At 74.1% G+C, this 14,419-nt stretch carries 18 protein-coding genes; 1 reads left to right on the forward strand and 17 read right to left on the reverse strand.

Annotation, left to right across the window (positions count from 1 at the left end; genetic code table 11):
- Nucleotides 1–5 precede the first annotated feature (5 nt).
- The 13 genes from OHA34_RS16285 to OHA34_RS16345 form a co-directional block, all read right to left on the reverse strand.
- On the reverse strand, nucleotides 6–452 hold the full coding sequence (locus OHA34_RS16285) for a winged helix-turn-helix transcriptional regulator (protein ID WP_285942032.1): 447 nt from the start codon (nucleotides 450–452) through the stop codon (nucleotides 6–8).
- Nucleotides 453–488: 36 nt separating this feature from the next.
- The gene (locus OHA34_RS16290; RefSeq protein WP_329522113.1) at nucleotides 489–1,652 is read right to left on the reverse strand and encodes a thiolase family protein; all 1,164 of its coding nucleotides are present in this window, start codon (nucleotides 1,650–1,652) and stop codon (nucleotides 489–491) included.
- A gap of 359 nt (nucleotides 1,653–2,011) precedes the next feature.
- Entirely contained in the window at nucleotides 2,012–2,818 is an 807-nt protein-coding gene (locus OHA34_RS16295) for a maleylpyruvate isomerase family mycothiol-dependent enzyme (protein WP_329522114.1), read from the reverse strand.
- A 40-nt stretch (nucleotides 2,819–2,858) separates the two neighbouring features.
- The gene (gene amaP, locus OHA34_RS16300) at nucleotides 2,859–3,437 is read right to left on the reverse strand and encodes an alkaline shock response membrane anchor protein AmaP (RefSeq protein ID WP_329522115.1); all 579 of its coding nucleotides are present in this window, start codon (nucleotides 3,435–3,437) and stop codon (nucleotides 2,859–2,861) included.
- Between the two features lie 3 nt (nucleotides 3,438–3,440).
- Nucleotides 3,441–4,079 (reverse strand): DUF6286 domain-containing protein, encoded by a 639-nt coding sequence (locus OHA34_RS16305; protein ID WP_285942036.1) that lies wholly within the window; start codon nucleotides 4,077–4,079, stop codon nucleotides 3,441–3,443.
- The gene (locus OHA34_RS16310) at nucleotides 4,076–4,495 is read right to left on the reverse strand and encodes an Asp23/Gls24 family envelope stress response protein (RefSeq protein WP_285942037.1); all 420 of its coding nucleotides are present in this window, start codon (nucleotides 4,493–4,495) and stop codon (nucleotides 4,076–4,078) included. Before OHA34_RS16310 ends, OHA34_RS16305 begins: the two co-directional genes overlap by 4 nt.
- A complete protein-coding gene (locus tag OHA34_RS16315; RefSeq protein WP_285942038.1) occupies nucleotides 4,492–4,704 on the reverse strand; it encodes a hypothetical protein in 213 nt (70 codons plus the stop codon). Before OHA34_RS16315 ends, OHA34_RS16310 begins: the two co-directional genes overlap by 4 nt.
- A gap of 14 nt (nucleotides 4,705–4,718) precedes the next feature.
- A complete protein-coding gene (locus OHA34_RS16320; protein WP_285942039.1) occupies nucleotides 4,719–4,958 on the reverse strand; it encodes a hypothetical protein in 240 nt (79 codons plus the stop codon).
- The gene (locus OHA34_RS16325; protein WP_329522116.1) at nucleotides 4,951–5,364 is read right to left on the reverse strand and encodes a hypothetical protein; all 414 of its coding nucleotides are present in this window, start codon (nucleotides 5,362–5,364) and stop codon (nucleotides 4,951–4,953) included. Before OHA34_RS16325 ends, OHA34_RS16320 begins: the two co-directional genes overlap by 8 nt.
- A complete protein-coding gene (locus OHA34_RS16330) occupies nucleotides 5,361–5,798 on the reverse strand; it encodes an Asp23/Gls24 family envelope stress response protein (protein WP_285942792.1) in 438 nt (145 codons plus the stop codon). Before OHA34_RS16330 ends, OHA34_RS16325 begins: the two co-directional genes overlap by 4 nt.
- 322 nt (nucleotides 5,799–6,120) lie before the next feature.
- Nucleotides 6,121–6,330 carry a CsbD family protein gene (locus OHA34_RS16335; protein ID WP_329522117.1) on the reverse strand — a complete coding sequence of 70 codons (210 nt, stop codon included), beginning with the start codon at nucleotides 6,328–6,330 and terminating at the stop codon, nucleotides 6,121–6,123.
- Nucleotides 6,331–6,396: 66 nt separating this feature from the next.
- Nucleotides 6,397–7,089: a response regulator gene (locus OHA34_RS16340; RefSeq protein WP_329522118.1), complete on the reverse strand. Its 693-nt coding sequence runs from the start codon at nucleotides 7,087–7,089 to the stop codon at nucleotides 6,397–6,399.
- Nucleotides 7,086–8,795, reverse strand: coding sequence for a sensor histidine kinase (locus OHA34_RS16345; protein ID WP_329522119.1), 1,710 nt, complete (start codon nucleotides 8,793–8,795; stop codon nucleotides 7,086–7,088). Before OHA34_RS16345 ends, OHA34_RS16340 begins: the two co-directional genes overlap by 4 nt.
- A 148-nt stretch (nucleotides 8,796–8,943) precedes the next feature.
- Here OHA34_RS16345 and OHA34_RS16350 point away from each other — a divergent pair, with 148 nt between their 5' ends.
- Nucleotides 8,944–10,383, forward strand: coding sequence for a cation:dicarboxylate symporter family transporter (locus OHA34_RS16350; protein WP_285942043.1), 1,440 nt, complete (start codon nucleotides 8,944–8,946; stop codon nucleotides 10,381–10,383).
- Nucleotides 10,384–10,410: 27 nt separating this feature from the next.
- Here OHA34_RS16350 and OHA34_RS16355 read toward each other — a convergent pair whose 3' ends face one another.
- The 4 genes from OHA34_RS16355 to OHA34_RS16370 form a co-directional block, all read right to left on the reverse strand.
- Nucleotides 10,411–10,941 carry a hypothetical protein gene (locus OHA34_RS16355; protein ID WP_285942044.1) on the reverse strand — a complete coding sequence of 177 codons (531 nt, stop codon included), beginning with the start codon at nucleotides 10,939–10,941 and terminating at the stop codon, nucleotides 10,411–10,413.
- Nucleotide 10,942: 1 nt separating this feature from the next.
- The gene (locus OHA34_RS16360) at nucleotides 10,943–11,554 is read right to left on the reverse strand and encodes a DUF6286 domain-containing protein (RefSeq protein WP_329522120.1); all 612 of its coding nucleotides are present in this window, start codon (nucleotides 11,552–11,554) and stop codon (nucleotides 10,943–10,945) included.
- A 121-nt stretch (nucleotides 11,555–11,675) separates the two neighbouring features.
- The gene (gene purU / locus OHA34_RS16365; protein WP_285942046.1) at nucleotides 11,676–12,521 is read right to left on the reverse strand and encodes a formyltetrahydrofolate deformylase; all 846 of its coding nucleotides are present in this window, start codon (nucleotides 12,519–12,521) and stop codon (nucleotides 11,676–11,678) included.
- Nucleotides 12,522–12,675: 154 nt separating this feature from the next.
- Nucleotides 12,676–14,262 carry an alkaline phosphatase D family protein gene (locus OHA34_RS16370; protein WP_285942047.1) on the reverse strand — a complete coding sequence of 529 codons (1,587 nt, stop codon included), beginning with the start codon at nucleotides 14,260–14,262 and terminating at the stop codon, nucleotides 12,676–12,678.
- Nucleotides 14,263–14,419: the final 157 nt, after the last annotated feature.

A 14,419-nucleotide genomic window follows, 5' to 3' on the forward strand; every position in this document is an offset into this window, starting at 1 on the left:
GCCGCTCAGGATGGCAGGACGCCGCGTCCGGACGGGGAGTGCGCGCCCTCGCGGGCCGGCCGGCCGCAGTGCCGGCAGACGACCGCGGGGTCGAGGGTCTCGCCGCAGGCGTGCTGCCAGCGCACCGGCGGATCGTCGGGGTTGAGGTGCCGGTCGCCCCAGCTCATCAGAGTGACGAGCACATCGCTCAGCTCCCGGCCCGCGGGCGTGAGGTGGTACTCGAAGCGCGGCGGGTGCTCGCTGTAGAGCTCGCGGCGGACGATCCCGCCCGCCTCCAGCTTGCGGAGGCGGGCGGTGAGAATGTCGCGGGACGCGCCGGTGTTGCGGACGATGCCGTCGAACCTCCGCACCCCGTGCACGATCTCGCGGATCGCGAGCAGCGACCAGCGCTCGCCGACCAGGTCGAGCGTGTCGGCGATGGAGCAGGCGCGGGGTTCGGCGTCCTTCGGCATGCCCCTCATCCTAGGAAGTCCCGGGCGCGGCGCCCGTCACAGCCGCTCGATGACGGTGGCGTTGGCGAGGCCGCCCCCCTCGCACATGGTCTGGAGGCCGAACCGGGCGCCCCGGTCCTCCATCGCGTGCAGCAGTGTGGTCATGATGCGGGCCCCGCTGCCGCCGAGGGGGTGGCCGACGGCGATCGCGCCGCCGCGGACGTTGACCTTGGCGAGGTCGGCGCCGGTCTCCCGCTGCCAGGCCAGCACGACGGACGCGAACGCCTCGTTGACCTCGAACACATCGATGTCGGCGAGCGTGAGACCGCCGCGCGCGAGGACCTTCTCGGTGGCGGGGACGATCGCGGTGAGCATCAGCAGCGGGTCGGCGCCCGCGACGGCGAAGGCGTGGAAGCGGGCGCGGGGGCGCAGCCCGAGCCGTCCGGCGACGTCCGCGCCCATGATCAGCACGGCGGCGGCACCGTCGTTGATCGGCGAGCTGTTGCCCGCGGTGACCCGCCAGCCGATCTCGGGGAACCGCTCCGCGATGCCGGCGTCGTAGTAGGCGGGCCTGAGCCCGGCGAGGATCTCGGGCGTGGTCCCGGGCCGGACGGTCTCGTCGGGCTGCCCCGTCCAGGCGACCTCGCGGTCGAACTCGCCGTTCTTCCACGCCTCGGCGGCGCGGCGGTGCGACTCGGCGGCGTAGGCGTCCAGGTCCTCGCGGGCGAGGTTCCAGCGGGCGGCGATCAGCTCGGCGCTGATGCCCTGCCCGACCAGGCCGCCGGGGTAGCGCGCGGCGAGCATCGGGCCGAACGGGTCGCTGCCCGGGAGCACCGACGATCCCATCGGAACCCGCGACATCGACTCGACGCCGCAGGCGATGGCGATGTCGTACGCGCCGCTCTGCACGCCCTGCGCGGCGAGGTGCACGGCCTGCTGCGACGAGCCGCACTGCCGGTCGACGGTCATCGCGGGCACGCTCTCGGGGAACCCGGCGGCCAGCACCGCCGTCCGGGTGAGGTTGAGGGCCTGGTCCCCTGCCTGGGTGACCACGCCGCCGATCACGTCGTCGACGAGCGCAGGGTCGATTCCGGCCCGTTCGACCAGGGTCTGGAGCGTCCGGGCGAGCAGGTCGGCCGGGTGCTCACCGTGCAGGGCCCCGCCGGGTTTGCCCTTGCCGACCGGGGTCCGGACCGCCTCCACGATCACCGCGTCGCGCATGACCGCCACCTCCATTTGATTTTCCAACTCACTGGACCTCGAGTCTGCGCCTGTGCGTTGGAGAACACAACCCAGGAGGTCGAGTGGCCTTCGTCACGTCGGCACGCCGGACATGACCCGAGGACCACGGCGCTCACCGCCGCGGCCCCCGGGTTCGGGCCGCTCAGTGGAAGGGGCCCGCGCTGTCGTTCTGGCTATCACCTCGGTACTTCGAAGGGCTCCGCAGCGGAGCCGGCACGTCCGTGAATATCGGGCAAGCGATCGCCTCCATTCCTCTCGACGTGATGCCTTCAATATGGAGGCTAGTCCGCTGACCTGCACTATCACGGATGGAAGCCGCCAATGTCCGCTAAAACCCGTCAGGGGGTGAGCGCCATGTTCGCCAGGATGCGGCCGGCCAGCGCGGTGTCGCCCGCGGTCTCCACCACGACGTCGCCGGGCACGCAGCGGCCGGTGCCGAGGCGCATGTAGGTCTCCCAGTCCATCCGCAGCAGGGTGTCCGGCGCGGCCACGTGGTCGACGAAGGCCGCCTTGCCCGCCCCGTCCACCTCGATGTACAGGGTGAACGGGAGGTCGCCGCCGACCTCGAACGCCACCGTCTGGCCGGGCTCGGCGCCGGCGCGCTTGCCGACGACCATCGGCAGGCCGCGCGTCATGATCCGCCGGGCCCGCTCGGCGCCCGGCGCGCCCAGGTTGCCGGGACGCCCGACCGCGCGCCGGACGTCCTGCTCGTGGACCCAGCAGTCGAACGTGCGGAACACCATCAGCTCGGCGTACGGCACCGTGTTGCCGGTCGGGGCGAGGGCGGGCTCCTCGGGGTCGATGCCGGGGAGGACGGCGAGCCGGCGCTCCAGCACCTCGCGGAGCTCGGCGAGGACCTCGGGCCCGGTCCGGCCGCGGCGCGCGTCGACTCCGATCTCGACGATGCGGCCGAGCGCGTTGCGCACGTGCGCCGGGTCCCCGGCCAGGACGTGGCCGGGGGCGGCGTCCTCGCCGAGCATCCCGATCTCCACGCTGGCCAGATGGGCGACGACGTCCTGGACGCTCCAGCCGGGGCAGTCGGTGGGACGCGCCCAGTCGGCCTCGTCGAAGGTCTCCGCGAGCGCGAGAGTGGACCGGATCGTCTGCTCGAAGGCGGCCACGTTCGCCGACATCTCAGATCTCATGCCCCGAAAGCTGGCACGTCCACGCGGCCCGGCGCAAGCGTCAGACCACCGTCCTGTTCTCCTTGGCGGGCACCAGCCGCAGCCGCACGACCGTCGGCAGCGAGTCGTGTTCGAGCGCGGCGCACAGCCTCGGCACGGCCTCCTCGCCGATGCGGGTCCGCAGCGCGGCCAGGTCGGCCCGGTGGCTGTAGGACACGTTCAGCCGCAGCCTCGGGCGGTCGGCGGTGCCCATCAGCCGGGCCCGCGCGCCGTTCACGCCCGGGTACTCCTCGATCTCGTCCTGCACCACGTTCGTGATCGCGCCCGCCGACAGCCGGGTCTTGCCGTCCGCGTCGTCGGGCGCCAGGTTGAGTCCCGGGAGCCGGTGCGAACGGCCCTGCGCGACCAGCCAGTACAGCCCGAACAGCGTCAGGACGACCGCGATCGCGGCGAGGAGGGGCCAGAACCAGCCCTGGTCGGCCGCGAACCGGCGCACCTGGCCGGTCAGCAGCGGTTCGGACGCCCGGCCGCCGCCCCACGCGCCCAGTGCCCGCGCCAGCGCGGCGCCCCCGGCGCCTAGCAGCACGAGTCCCAGCACGGTCAGGGCGATGCGGTTGAGGCGCGCGGCTCGTCGGTCCATCGGTCAGCCCTCCCGGTGCGCGATCCGTACCTTGACGTCGCGGTCGGGCAGCGGCCCGAGCCGCTCCAGGCTGCGCTCGACGGCCTCGCGGACCCGCTCCTCCAGGTCGCCCGGCGAGCGCATCCCGGTCTCGGCGCGGACGACGACCTTGTGCCGGCGCAGCTTGACCTTGCGGACGCCGGTCACCCCGTCGGTCTCCATGGCCGCGGCGGAGACGGCGCCCGTGAAGCCGCGCCGGGTGACGCCGAGGACCAGGTCGCGGCTGTCGCCGCGGAGCGGGACGAGCCGGCTGCGGCCGGGCACCAGCCCGGCGAACAGGAAGATCAGCCCGAGCAGCGCCAGGGCCGAGGCGATCGCCAGCGGCCCCCAGGCGTTCCAGGCGCCGCCGCCGCCGGCGGCCCAGCGCGTGACGCGCGGGTAGTCGATCAGCTTCATCGGGCTGCCGACGAGCGCGGAGATGACCTCGATGGCGGTCAGCGCCCCGGCCACGACGAGCAGCACCGCCGCGACCAGCGCCGGCCAGACCCGGCGGGAACGGAACGCGCGGAGCGCGGCGCGGTCGGCGGCACGGCCCCCGGCGGCCGGCTTGGCCGGCGCGGTGCGGGCCGAGGACCTGCGCAGATGTCCGGCGTGGGTGGTCATGACATCGCCCCCGTGGACGAGGCGCCGCTGAGCGCCGGGGTCCTGGTGCGCGCGCCCGCGACGGGCCGCTGGGCCGTCCCCACCTTGGCCTCGCGTTCCAGCACGGACACGTCGACGTCGACCTGCCGCACGGTGAGGCCGGTCAGCGCCTCGATCCGCTCGCGCACGCGCTCGCGCACCTGGTGCGCGACCTCCCGCACGGGCGACGGGTAGGCCACCGACATCTCGACCCGGGCGGTGACGATCTTGCCGTGCACCGACACGTCCGCGCGCGGCGCACGGCCGCGGCCCACGCTCATCCCGAGGACGGTGCGGCTGACACCGCCGGCGTCGCCCGGCTCCGCCGCCGCCCGGGTCGCGATGCGCTGCACCACCCGGTCGGCGATCTTCGTGGTGCCCCGGTCGCCGGCGGTCATGACGGCCTCTTCCCGGTCTTGCCGCCGCCGATCGAGGAGAACAGCTCACCCATGTCGAGCTCGCCGTCGATCACCCGGCCGCCGAGGAACCCCAGCACGCCGAGGACCAGCACGATGAGGAACGCGCCGAATCCGCCGAACGCGCCGGCGAACCCGCAGGCGCTCCCGAAGGCCAGGCCCATCACGGTCCAGGTCGTCTTCCCGTTCATCTCAACTCTCCCCCTCAGCGCAGGTCGCGCGCCCGCAGGCGCCGTTCCCGCCATCGGTACAGCAGGCTGATCGGCCATCGCCGGCGCTTCACCACCACCACGGCGGACCCGGCCCGGCGCCGCCGGGCCGCCCGGTATCGGCGGAGCCCGGCGGCGAACTCGTCCGGGTCGCCGCCCGCGTCCGGATGGTGGCGGCGGACCCAGGCCCTGAACTCCGCCCGTTGGGCGGCCGTGCGCGATCGGGCCTCAGCCATCGTCCCCGTCGTCGATGTCGCCGATGAGGACGTGCACCGGCCGCCCGCCGGCCAGCGGCGTCACCGCCGTCCGGACCGCGTCCGCCACACCGGTCACCGGTGTACCGACCCGGACGACCACGCCCACCTCGACCTCGTCGTCGCGGACGGCCACGCCGGTCACCGGCATCCCGACGCGGTAGGTGACCACGCGGACGTGCGGCCCGGCGGTCAGCCCGGCCACGTCAGGCAGGTCCTCGACCGTCCCGGCGATCCGCTCGGCCAGCTCGGCGGCCTCGTGCAGGGGCATCGACCGCGACTCCTCGGCCGCGTGCGCCTCGCCGGTGCCGCCGACTTCGGCCGTGCCGGTACCGCCGGCGCTCCCGCCGTCGTCCCCCTGGCCGGCGGACTCGGTCCCGGACGTCATTGCACCCGCGGCGCCGGCTTGTCGCCGTTCTGGTCCTGGTCCTCCTCGCCGGGGAGCTGGATGTCGTCCACGGCGACGTTGACCTCGACCACCTCCAGGCCGCACATGTGCTCGACCTGGTCGATGACGTTGTCCCGGACCGCGTTGGCCAGATCGGGGATGGAGACCCCGTACTCGACCACCAGGTCGATGTCGATGGCGGCCTGGCGCTCGCCGACCTGGACGGCCACCCCCTGGCTCACGTTGGAGTTCATGCCGGGCATCCGCTCCTTGACCGAGCCGAGCGTCCGGGCCATCCCGGCGCCCATCTTGTGGACGCCGCCGATCTCCCGGGCCGCCATGCCGGCGATCTTGGACACCACGGCGTCCGCGATGCTGGTGCGGCCCCCGTTGGTGACCAGCTCGCCACCGCCCTGGTTCGGTGCCTTCCGCATGCCCTTGCCCGGCTGCGGCGGTGCGTTCTTGGCCGGTTTGTCCGACCCGAGGCCGGGCGCCTGGTTCGGCAGCCCCCCGACCGGACGTTCCTTGGTCGTCTGTCCGTTCTCCTGGCTCACGACGTTCCCCCTGCTCGTCGGTGGTGTCCAGTAGATGCTCACCCAGCGTCAGACCAAAACCACCTATCGGCACAATATGCAGGTCAACCCCGCTTTGCGCGCACAAAAGGAGGCCGGTGGCGCGATCGCGCCACCGGCCCCGAGGGAGGTCCTTCCGGGCCTCCGGCCCCGTTCCGGGCCGCCGGCGGGCCCGGAAGCGGGACTACTGCTTGGACCCGCCCTTGAACATGCCCCGCATCTTCTCCTTGGCGTCCGACACCTTGTGCTTGGCCTCGTCGACGGTCTGCTTGGCCTGCGACTTGGCCTGGTCCGCCTTGCCCTCGCCCTCGAGCTCGTCGTTGCCGGTGGCCTTGCCCGTGGCCTCCTTGGCCTTCCCGGCCAGCTCGTCCTTCTTGTCGCCCAGGTCACTCACGGCAGTTCCCCCGATGTCCCTCACTGGTGGCTCATTCGCCTCTCTACTTACCCGTCCCGGCGCGCTCTATCCGGCGGGACCGTCTCCGGCGGGGTGAAAGCGCACTTCAGGACGCCCTACCTGGCCGTAGTGGGGGCGGCGGCGGGCCAGCCCGCTCTCGGCGAGATACTCCAGATAGCGGCGCGCGGTCACCCGGGAGACGCCGGTGAGATCGGCCGCCGCGGCGGCCGACAGCCCCCCGGCCCCGGCCCCCGACAGCGCCTCGGTGACGGCCTGGAGCGTCTCGCCGCTCATCCCCTTCGGCAGCGGGCCGTGCCCGGGGGTGCGCAGCGCGGCCAGCATCCCGTCCACCTCGGCCTGCCCGCTCGCCTCGCCCGGACGCGCGGCGCGCGCGCGGAACTCGGCGTACTGGTCGAGCTTGTCGCGCAGCGACGCGAACGTGAACGGCTTCAGCAGGTACTGCACCACCCCCACCGACACCGCGGCGCGCACCACCGCCAGGTCCCGCGCCGAGGTCACCGCGATCACGTCCACGTCGCGTCCGGCGGCGCGCAGCGCGCGGCACACCGCGAGCCCGTGCACGTCGGGCAGGTAGAGGTCGAGCAGGACGACGTCGACGGCGCCGCGCCCGACGGCCCGCAGCGCCTCGGCGCCGGAGTGCACCACCCCCGCCACCGCGAACCCGGCGACCCGCTCGACGTAGACGCGGTGCGCCTCCGCGGCCACCGGGTCGTCCTCCACCACCAGCACCCTGATCATCGCGGCCCGGTCCGCTCCAGCGGCAGCCGGACGGTGAACACCGCGCCGCTCCCGCCGCCCACCTCGATCCGCCCCCCGTGCCGGCGTACCGCCCGCCCGACCAGCGCCAGGCCGAGACCGTGCCCGGCCGGGCCGTCCGAGGTCTTGGTGGTCCAGCCGCGCCGGAACATCTCCGGCACCGTCCCGGGGTCGACGCCCGGTCCGGTGTCGGCGACCTCCATGAGCAGCTCGCCCGGGTCCGCGCGGACCGTCACCGACACCCGGGGCGGACGCTCGGCCGCGCTCTCCAGCGCCGCGTCGACGGCGTTGTCGATCAGGTTGCCGAGGATGGTGACCAGGTCCCGCGATCCGACCCCGCCGGACGCGGACGGGGGGCCCTGCGGTCCGGGGGCTCCGTCGAAGGCGGTGTCCTCGGTGACGACGAGCTCGACGCCGCGCTCGCCCGCCTCGGTCGACTTGCCGAGCAGCAGCGCGGCCAGCACCGGCTCGGACACCGCGCCCACCACCCGGTCGGTGAGCCGCTGCGCGGTCGCCAGCTCGGCGGTGGCGAACTCGACGGCCTGCCCGGGACGGCCCAGCTCGACCAGCGACACCACCGTGTGCAGCCGGTTGGCCGCCTCGTGCGCCTGCGCCCGCAGCGACTCGGCGAACCCGCGCACCGTGTCGAGCTCGCCGGTCAGCCCTTGCAGCTCGGTGTGGTCGCGCAGCGTCACCACGTTGCCCATCGCGCGGTCCCGCGACCGCACCGGCGCGGTGTTGACCACCAGGACCCGGGTGTCGCCCACGTGGATCTCGTCCGCGCTCGGCTCCGCCGACACCAGCGCGGCGGCCAGCGCGTCCGGCAGGCCGAGCGCGCCCGCCGCCCGCCCGCGCGGGTCGGCGCCGAGGCCGAGCAGGTCGCGGGCGGCGTCGTTGCACAGCACCACCCGGCCCGCGTGGTCGAGCAGGAGCAGGCCCTCCCGGACGGCGTGCAGGATCGCCTCGTAGTACTCGAACATCTCGCGCAGCTCGCCGGGCGCGACGCCCCGCGTCTGCCGGCGCAGCCGCGCGCTGACCAGGTAGCTGCCCGCCATCCCGGCGGCGAGGGCCGCCGCCGCGACCACGAGCAGCGACAGCAGCCGCTCGCGCAGCTCGGCCGAGATCGCCCGGACCGTGATGCCGACCGCGACCAGCGCGACCACCCGGCGCCGGTCGTCCAGGACCGGGGCGACGGTGCGGACGGACGGGCCGAGCGTGCCGGTGTAGGTCTCGGTGAACGGCCGCCCGGCCAGCGCCGGCGCGGTGTTGCCGATGAACCGCTCCCCGATCCGCGCCGGGGCCGGGTGGGTGTACCGGATCCCGTCCGTGCTCATGATCGTGATGAAGTCGACCCCGGTGTCCCGGCGCACTCGCTCGGCGAACGGCTGGAGCGCCCTGCTCCGCTCCCCTGCGGGTCCGGCGCCGGGGCCGGCGGCGATCGCCGTGCGGACGTCCGGGGTGTCCGCGATCGCCGCCGCGACCGCCGTGACGGTCTGCCGGGCCCGGTCGTTGGCGGCGCGGCCGGCGTCCAGGTAGGCCGCCGTCGCGCCCGCCGCCACCAGCAGCCCGACGACGACCGCCTGCAACGCCAGGAGCTGCCGGGCCACGCTCCAGCGCCGCACCGCGCGCCATCCACGTGAGGCGCCCGCGTCCGCGTCCTGGCCGCGTTCCACGTTCCTGCCGCGCATCGTCGTTCCGTCTCGGGAGGATCTCGCCGCCCCGCCGTCGCGGGGCCGTGAACGCAATGTACACAAACGTGACCGGCGTCACATCGGCGCGCATAGTCACGGGTGCGCACGCGCCCGGACGGCGCGTCGAGCAGACAAGGAGACCACCGTGCCCGTCACACCGGCCGCCGGCGAGACCAGCCCGGCGCGGCCCCGCCAGGATCGCGTGCACTACCTCTACCTCGCGGTCGTCGCCGCGGTGGCGCTCGGCATCGCCGTCGGGCTCGCCGCCCCGGACGCCGCCGTCGAGCTCAAGCCGCTCGGCACCGCGTTCGTCAACCTGATCAAGATGATGATCTCGCCGGTCATCTTCGTCACCATCGTGCTCGGCATCGGCTCGGTCGCACGGGCCGCCAAGGTCGGCCGGGTCGGCCTGATCACGATCGGCTACTTCATGGTGATGTCCACGTTCGCGCTGGCGATCGGGCTCGCCGTCGGCAACCTGCTGCATCCGGGCGCGGGCCTGCACCTGGACCCGTCCTCCACCGCCACCGCGCACAAGCAGGCCGAGGGCGCGGAGGGCACCACCGACTTCCTGCTCGGCATCGTCCCGGACACGCTGCTGTCGGCGCTGACCGGCGGCGAGGTCCTCCAGACGCTGCTGGTCGCGCTGCTCACCGGGTTCGGCCTCCAGCAGCTCGGCGCGGCGGGCGCGCCGATCCTGCGCGGGATCGAGCACGTCCAGCGGCTGGTGTTCCGGATCCTGGCGATGATCATGTGGGCGGCGCCGGTCGGCGCGTTCGGCGCGATCGCCGCGGTGGTCGGCGAGACCGGCTGGTCGGCGCTGCGCAGCCTCGGAGTGATCATGCTGGGCTTCTACCTGACCTGCGCGCTGTTCGTGTTCGTGGTGCTCGGCGCGGTGCTGTGGTTCGGCGCCCGGATGAACATCCTGCGGCTGCTGCGCTACCTCGCCCGCGAGTTCCTGCTGATCCTGTCCACCTCCTCGTCCGAGACGGCGCTGCCGCGGCTGATCGCCAAGATGGAGCATCTCGGGGTGAGCCGCCCGGTGGTCGGCATCACCGTCCCGACCGGGTACTCCTTCAACCTGGACGGCACCTCGATCTACCTGACCATGGCGACCCTGTTCATCGCCTCCGCACAGGACAGCCCGCTGCCCGTCTCCGCGCAGATCCCGCTGCTGCTGTTCATGATCGTCGCGTCCAAGGGCGCGGCGGGCGTCAGCGGCGCCGGGCTGGCCACGCTGGCCGGCGGGCTCCAGTCGCACCGCCCGGAGCTGGTCGACGGGGTCGGGTTCATCGTCGGCATCGACCGGTTCATGTCCGAGGCCCGCGCGCTGACCAACTTCGCGGGCAACGCCGTCGCCACCGTGCTGATCGGCCACTGGACCGGCGAGTTCGACGCCGACCGGTCGCGCCGGGTGCTCTCCGGCGCGGACCCGTTCAACGAGGCCACCCTGCTGGACGTCCCGCAGCCCGGCGACGCCGGAACTGCCGGCACCGACCCGACCCGCACGGCCCCGGACGGGCCTGCCACCGCCCCGGACGGGCCCGCCTCGGACGGACGGGCCCCGGACAAGGCGAGCGCATGACGGCGTGTCCGGACGGGGCGCGTCCGGCTAGACGGGCGCGGGTTCGCCGAACACCATCCGGAACCGGATGACCACCACCAGGTCCGGCATCCCGGTCGCGGCGCGGTAGCGCTCCGCCGCCCCGGCCCCGAGCTCCCCGTACACCTCGCCCAGGACGGCGTCCCCGGTGCAGGTGAGGTTCAGCAGGAGCCGGGGCCGGACCGCCGTGCCGGTGAGGCGGAGCCGCGCGTCCCGGACGCCGGGCAGCCGCAGCGCATCGCGCAGCAGGTCGCGTTCCGCCGCCCGCGCGCGCATCCGGGTGGGACCGTCCAGCGCGGCCCGGCGCCGCCGCATCATCGCGCGGCCGTGCGCGGCCAGCCACAGCAGGCCGCAGGCCGCGACGGCCACCGCGGCGGCCGCCGCGACCGGCCAGAACCACGCGGTGCCGTCGGCGTACCGGGACACCGCGGGGTCGAGCAGCGGACGCGCCGCGAGGTCGCCGCCGGCCAGGCCGAGGCAGAGCCCGGCGCCGCCCGCGGCGGCCAGCGCGGTGCCGGTGAGCGCGATCCCGACCCTCATGTCAGCCCCCCAGCCGGTTCAGCCGGATGTCGACCCGCCGCCACTGCATCAGCTCCACCTCGGCGAGTCGGGCGTGCACGGCCGCGCGGACCAGGTCGGAGATGTCCGGCCGGTTGCGGTAGCCGGTGGCGGCCCGGACGACGATCCGCTTACGGAACCGTCCCCGCAGCCGCACCCGGGCCCGGACGACGCCCGGGACCCCCACCGCCGCGTCCGCCAGCGTCCGCCGCAGGGCCGCGCGGCCCACCGCCCCCGCCATCAGGGGGTCCTCCCCGGCCAGCGGCAGCGTGCGCGCCCGGCCGGGCAGCGCCGCCAGCAGCAGCGCCGGACCGGCCGCCGCCATCGTCCCCGCGACGCCCAGCGTCCAGGGATCAGCCCAGGTCAGCCCGCGCAGGACGGCCATCGACCGGGCCATCGGCGACCAGCCGTCCGGGAGCACGTCCAGCACCGTCAGCAGTTCGGCCGACACCGCGCCCCCGGCCACGGTGACCAGCAGCGCGGCGCCGACCCCCACGGCGGTCCGCCGCGGCCGGAACTCCTGTTCGGCCAGCCGGCGCGCCTGCTGCCGCGCCTGCGCGCCCCCGAGCAGCTCCGCGGCGAGCGTCTCGCCCATCCTCACACCCCCGTGCGACGTGCCACCGCCCCCCCGGCAGCGACATCACCCATGGTGCTGCAATGTAACGCAGAGTGAAGGACGCCATGCCGTTCCGGCGCCGTCCGCCGGGAAACGCCGGTCAGCGGAAGACGACGGTGCGGTCGCCGTTCAGCAGGACGCGGTGCTCGGCGTGCCAGCGGACCGCGCGGGCCAGGGCCAGGCACTCCACGTCGCGGCCGACCGCCACCAGCGCCTCGGGGCTGTGCGTGTGGTCGACGCGGGCGACCTCCTGCTCGATGATCGGCCCCTCGTCCAGGTCGGCGGTCACGTAGTGCGCGGTCGCGCCGATCAGCTTCACGCCGCGGTCGTGCGCCTGGTGGTAGGGCCGCGCGCCCTTGAAGCTCGGCAGGAACGAGTGGTGGATGTTGATCACCTGGCCGGGCAGCTTGGCGCAGAAGTCGTCCGAGAGGATCTGCATGTACCGGGCGAGCACCACCAGGTCGGCGTTGTAGTGCTCGACCAGCGTGAGCACCTCGGCCTCCTGCGCGGCCCGGCCGCCGGGCGGGACCGGCAGGTGGTGGTAGTCGATCCCGTACGACTGGGTGAGGGGACGCAGGTCGGGGTGGTTGGACACGACCGCGGCCACCTCGACGTCGAGCAGCCCGGACCGCTGCCGGTAGAGCAGGTCGTTCAGGCAGTGGCCGCCCTTCGACACCATGATCAGCATCCGCGGCCGGACGGCGGTGTCGTGCAGCCGCCACTCCAGCCCGAGCTCGGGCCCCAGCCGGGCGAACGCGCCGCGCAGCTCCCCGTCGTCCCGCACGCCGGGGCCGGCGGCGAACTGCACCCGCATGAAGAAGGTGCCGGTGTCGCTGAACTGCTGGCTCTCCAGGATGTTGCAGCCGCGCTCGGCCAGCACCCCGGAGACGGCGGCGACGATGCCGGGACGGTCCGGACAGGAGAGCGTCAGCACGTATTCGGTCACAGGACTTCACTTCCACTGCGGGTCGCGGACGGACGGCAGCGCTGCTCGCACAGGCCGTCCAGGCTGGGGAAACGAGCTTACGCCGCGCTCCCCGCTCCGGCGGCCACACCACCCGTCACCTTCGCAACCAGCCGCCGCCCGGCCGGGCCGCCTGTCACGCGGGCTGGACGCCGGGACGGCGGTCCTCGACCACGAAGCTCGCCCGGGTGGAGACCGGAGCGCCCGGCCTGGTGACGTAGGGCATGACGCGGAAGTCGCTGCGCCAGCGCTCGCGGTTCACGTTGACCCTGATGTAGCCGCGCTGGGCGTTGAAGAACTTCAAGTGCGGGTTGGCGGCCAGGAACCGTCGGCCGAGGTCGTCGACGTCGGCGCCGTCGCCGCCGCTGGTGACCGACGTCGCGACGAACTCACTCGCGGTGGTCGGGGATCCCGGGTCGGCGTGGTCGCGCTTGAGGTCGGTCGCGTAGTTCTGGTGCCGGTCGGCCGACAGCACCACCAGGTTCCGGACGCCCTGGTCGCGGGCGGCGGCGAGGACGCGGTCGCGGTCGGCCGCGTAGCCGTCCCACGGGTCGACCCACACGTCGTGGCCGGGCCCGGCGTCCCAGTCGGTCTCGGCCATCGGCACCTGGTTGCCGAGGATCTGCCAGCGCGCCTTCGACTTCCCGAAGCCGTCCAGCAGCCAGCGCCGCTGGTCCGCGCCGAGGATCGTGCGGGAGGCGTCGAAGCGCTCGTCGCAGTCGGCGGTCCGGCCGGTGCCGTTCCCGTAGGAGCAGGCCTGGATGTCGCGGTGCTGCCGGGTGTCGATCATCGTGAGATCGGCCAGCCGCCCGTACGCCAGCCTGCGGTGCAGCCGGATGCTCGGGCCGGACGGAAGCTGCGAGCGGCGCAGCGGCAGGTTCTCGTAGAACGCCTGGAACGCCGCCGCGCGGCGGCGCGCGAACTCGGCCGGGTCGGGATCGGGGTTCCGGCCGGCGATGACCCTCGGACCGGCCCAGTCGTTGACCACCTCGTGGTCGTCCAGCGTGTGCACGAACGGGAACAGGGCGTGCGCCCGCTGGAGCGGCGCCTCGGCCTTGTACAGCGAGTACTGGAGCCGGTAGCGGGCCAGGTCGAAGGCCTCGGTGCCGAACTGCGGCGGCACGGCCACGCCCCGCTTGTTGTCGGCGGTGATCTCGTACTCGTAGATGTAGTCGCCGAGGTGCACGATCAGGTCGAGGTCCTCGGCGGCCATGTGGTCGTAGGCGGTGAAGTAGCCGTCCTGCCATGCCTGGCAGGAGGCGAACGCGACGTTCAGCTCGCGTGGGTCCGACATCGCCGCGGGCATCGTCCGGGTGCGTCCGATGGGCGAGATGTCGTCCGCGCGGAACCGGTAGAAGTACTCGCGCCCCGGCTCCAGGCCACGGATCTCCGGGTGCACCGAGTGGCCGAGCTCGGGCGTCGCCACCGCGGCACCGCGCCGGACGACGCGGCGGAACCGTTCGTCGAGCGCCACCTCGTACTCGACCTTGACCCGCTTGGCGGGCATGCCGCCGTGCCCGTCGGGGGCGAACGGGTCGGGCGCGAGCCGGGTCCACAGGACGAAGCCGTCCGGCAGCGGGTCGCCGGAGGCCACTCCGAGGGTGAACGGGTCGCCCTTGCGGCGGGCGAACGCGTTCGCGCCCTCCCCGCCGAGGACCCCGGTGCCGAGCACGACGGCCGCCGCGCCCGCCCCGCCGAGGCCGAGCAGCCGGCGTCGTGACATTGAACCCGCATGCGATGACATCGGCTCTCCCGCCTCAAGGTTGATCGGGGATCAGCCAACCCCACACCCGGCGTGCCCGTCGATAGCGTCTCGGTGAACATCACGGATCACAGGGTGAACATCACAGGTCTGAACGTTAAAATGCGCCCAATAATGA

This window comes from Spirillospora sp. NBC_01491 (assembly GCF_036227065.1).
Classification (GTDB): Bacteria; Actinomycetota; Actinomycetes; order Streptosporangiales; family Streptosporangiaceae; genus Spirillospora; species Spirillospora xylanilytica.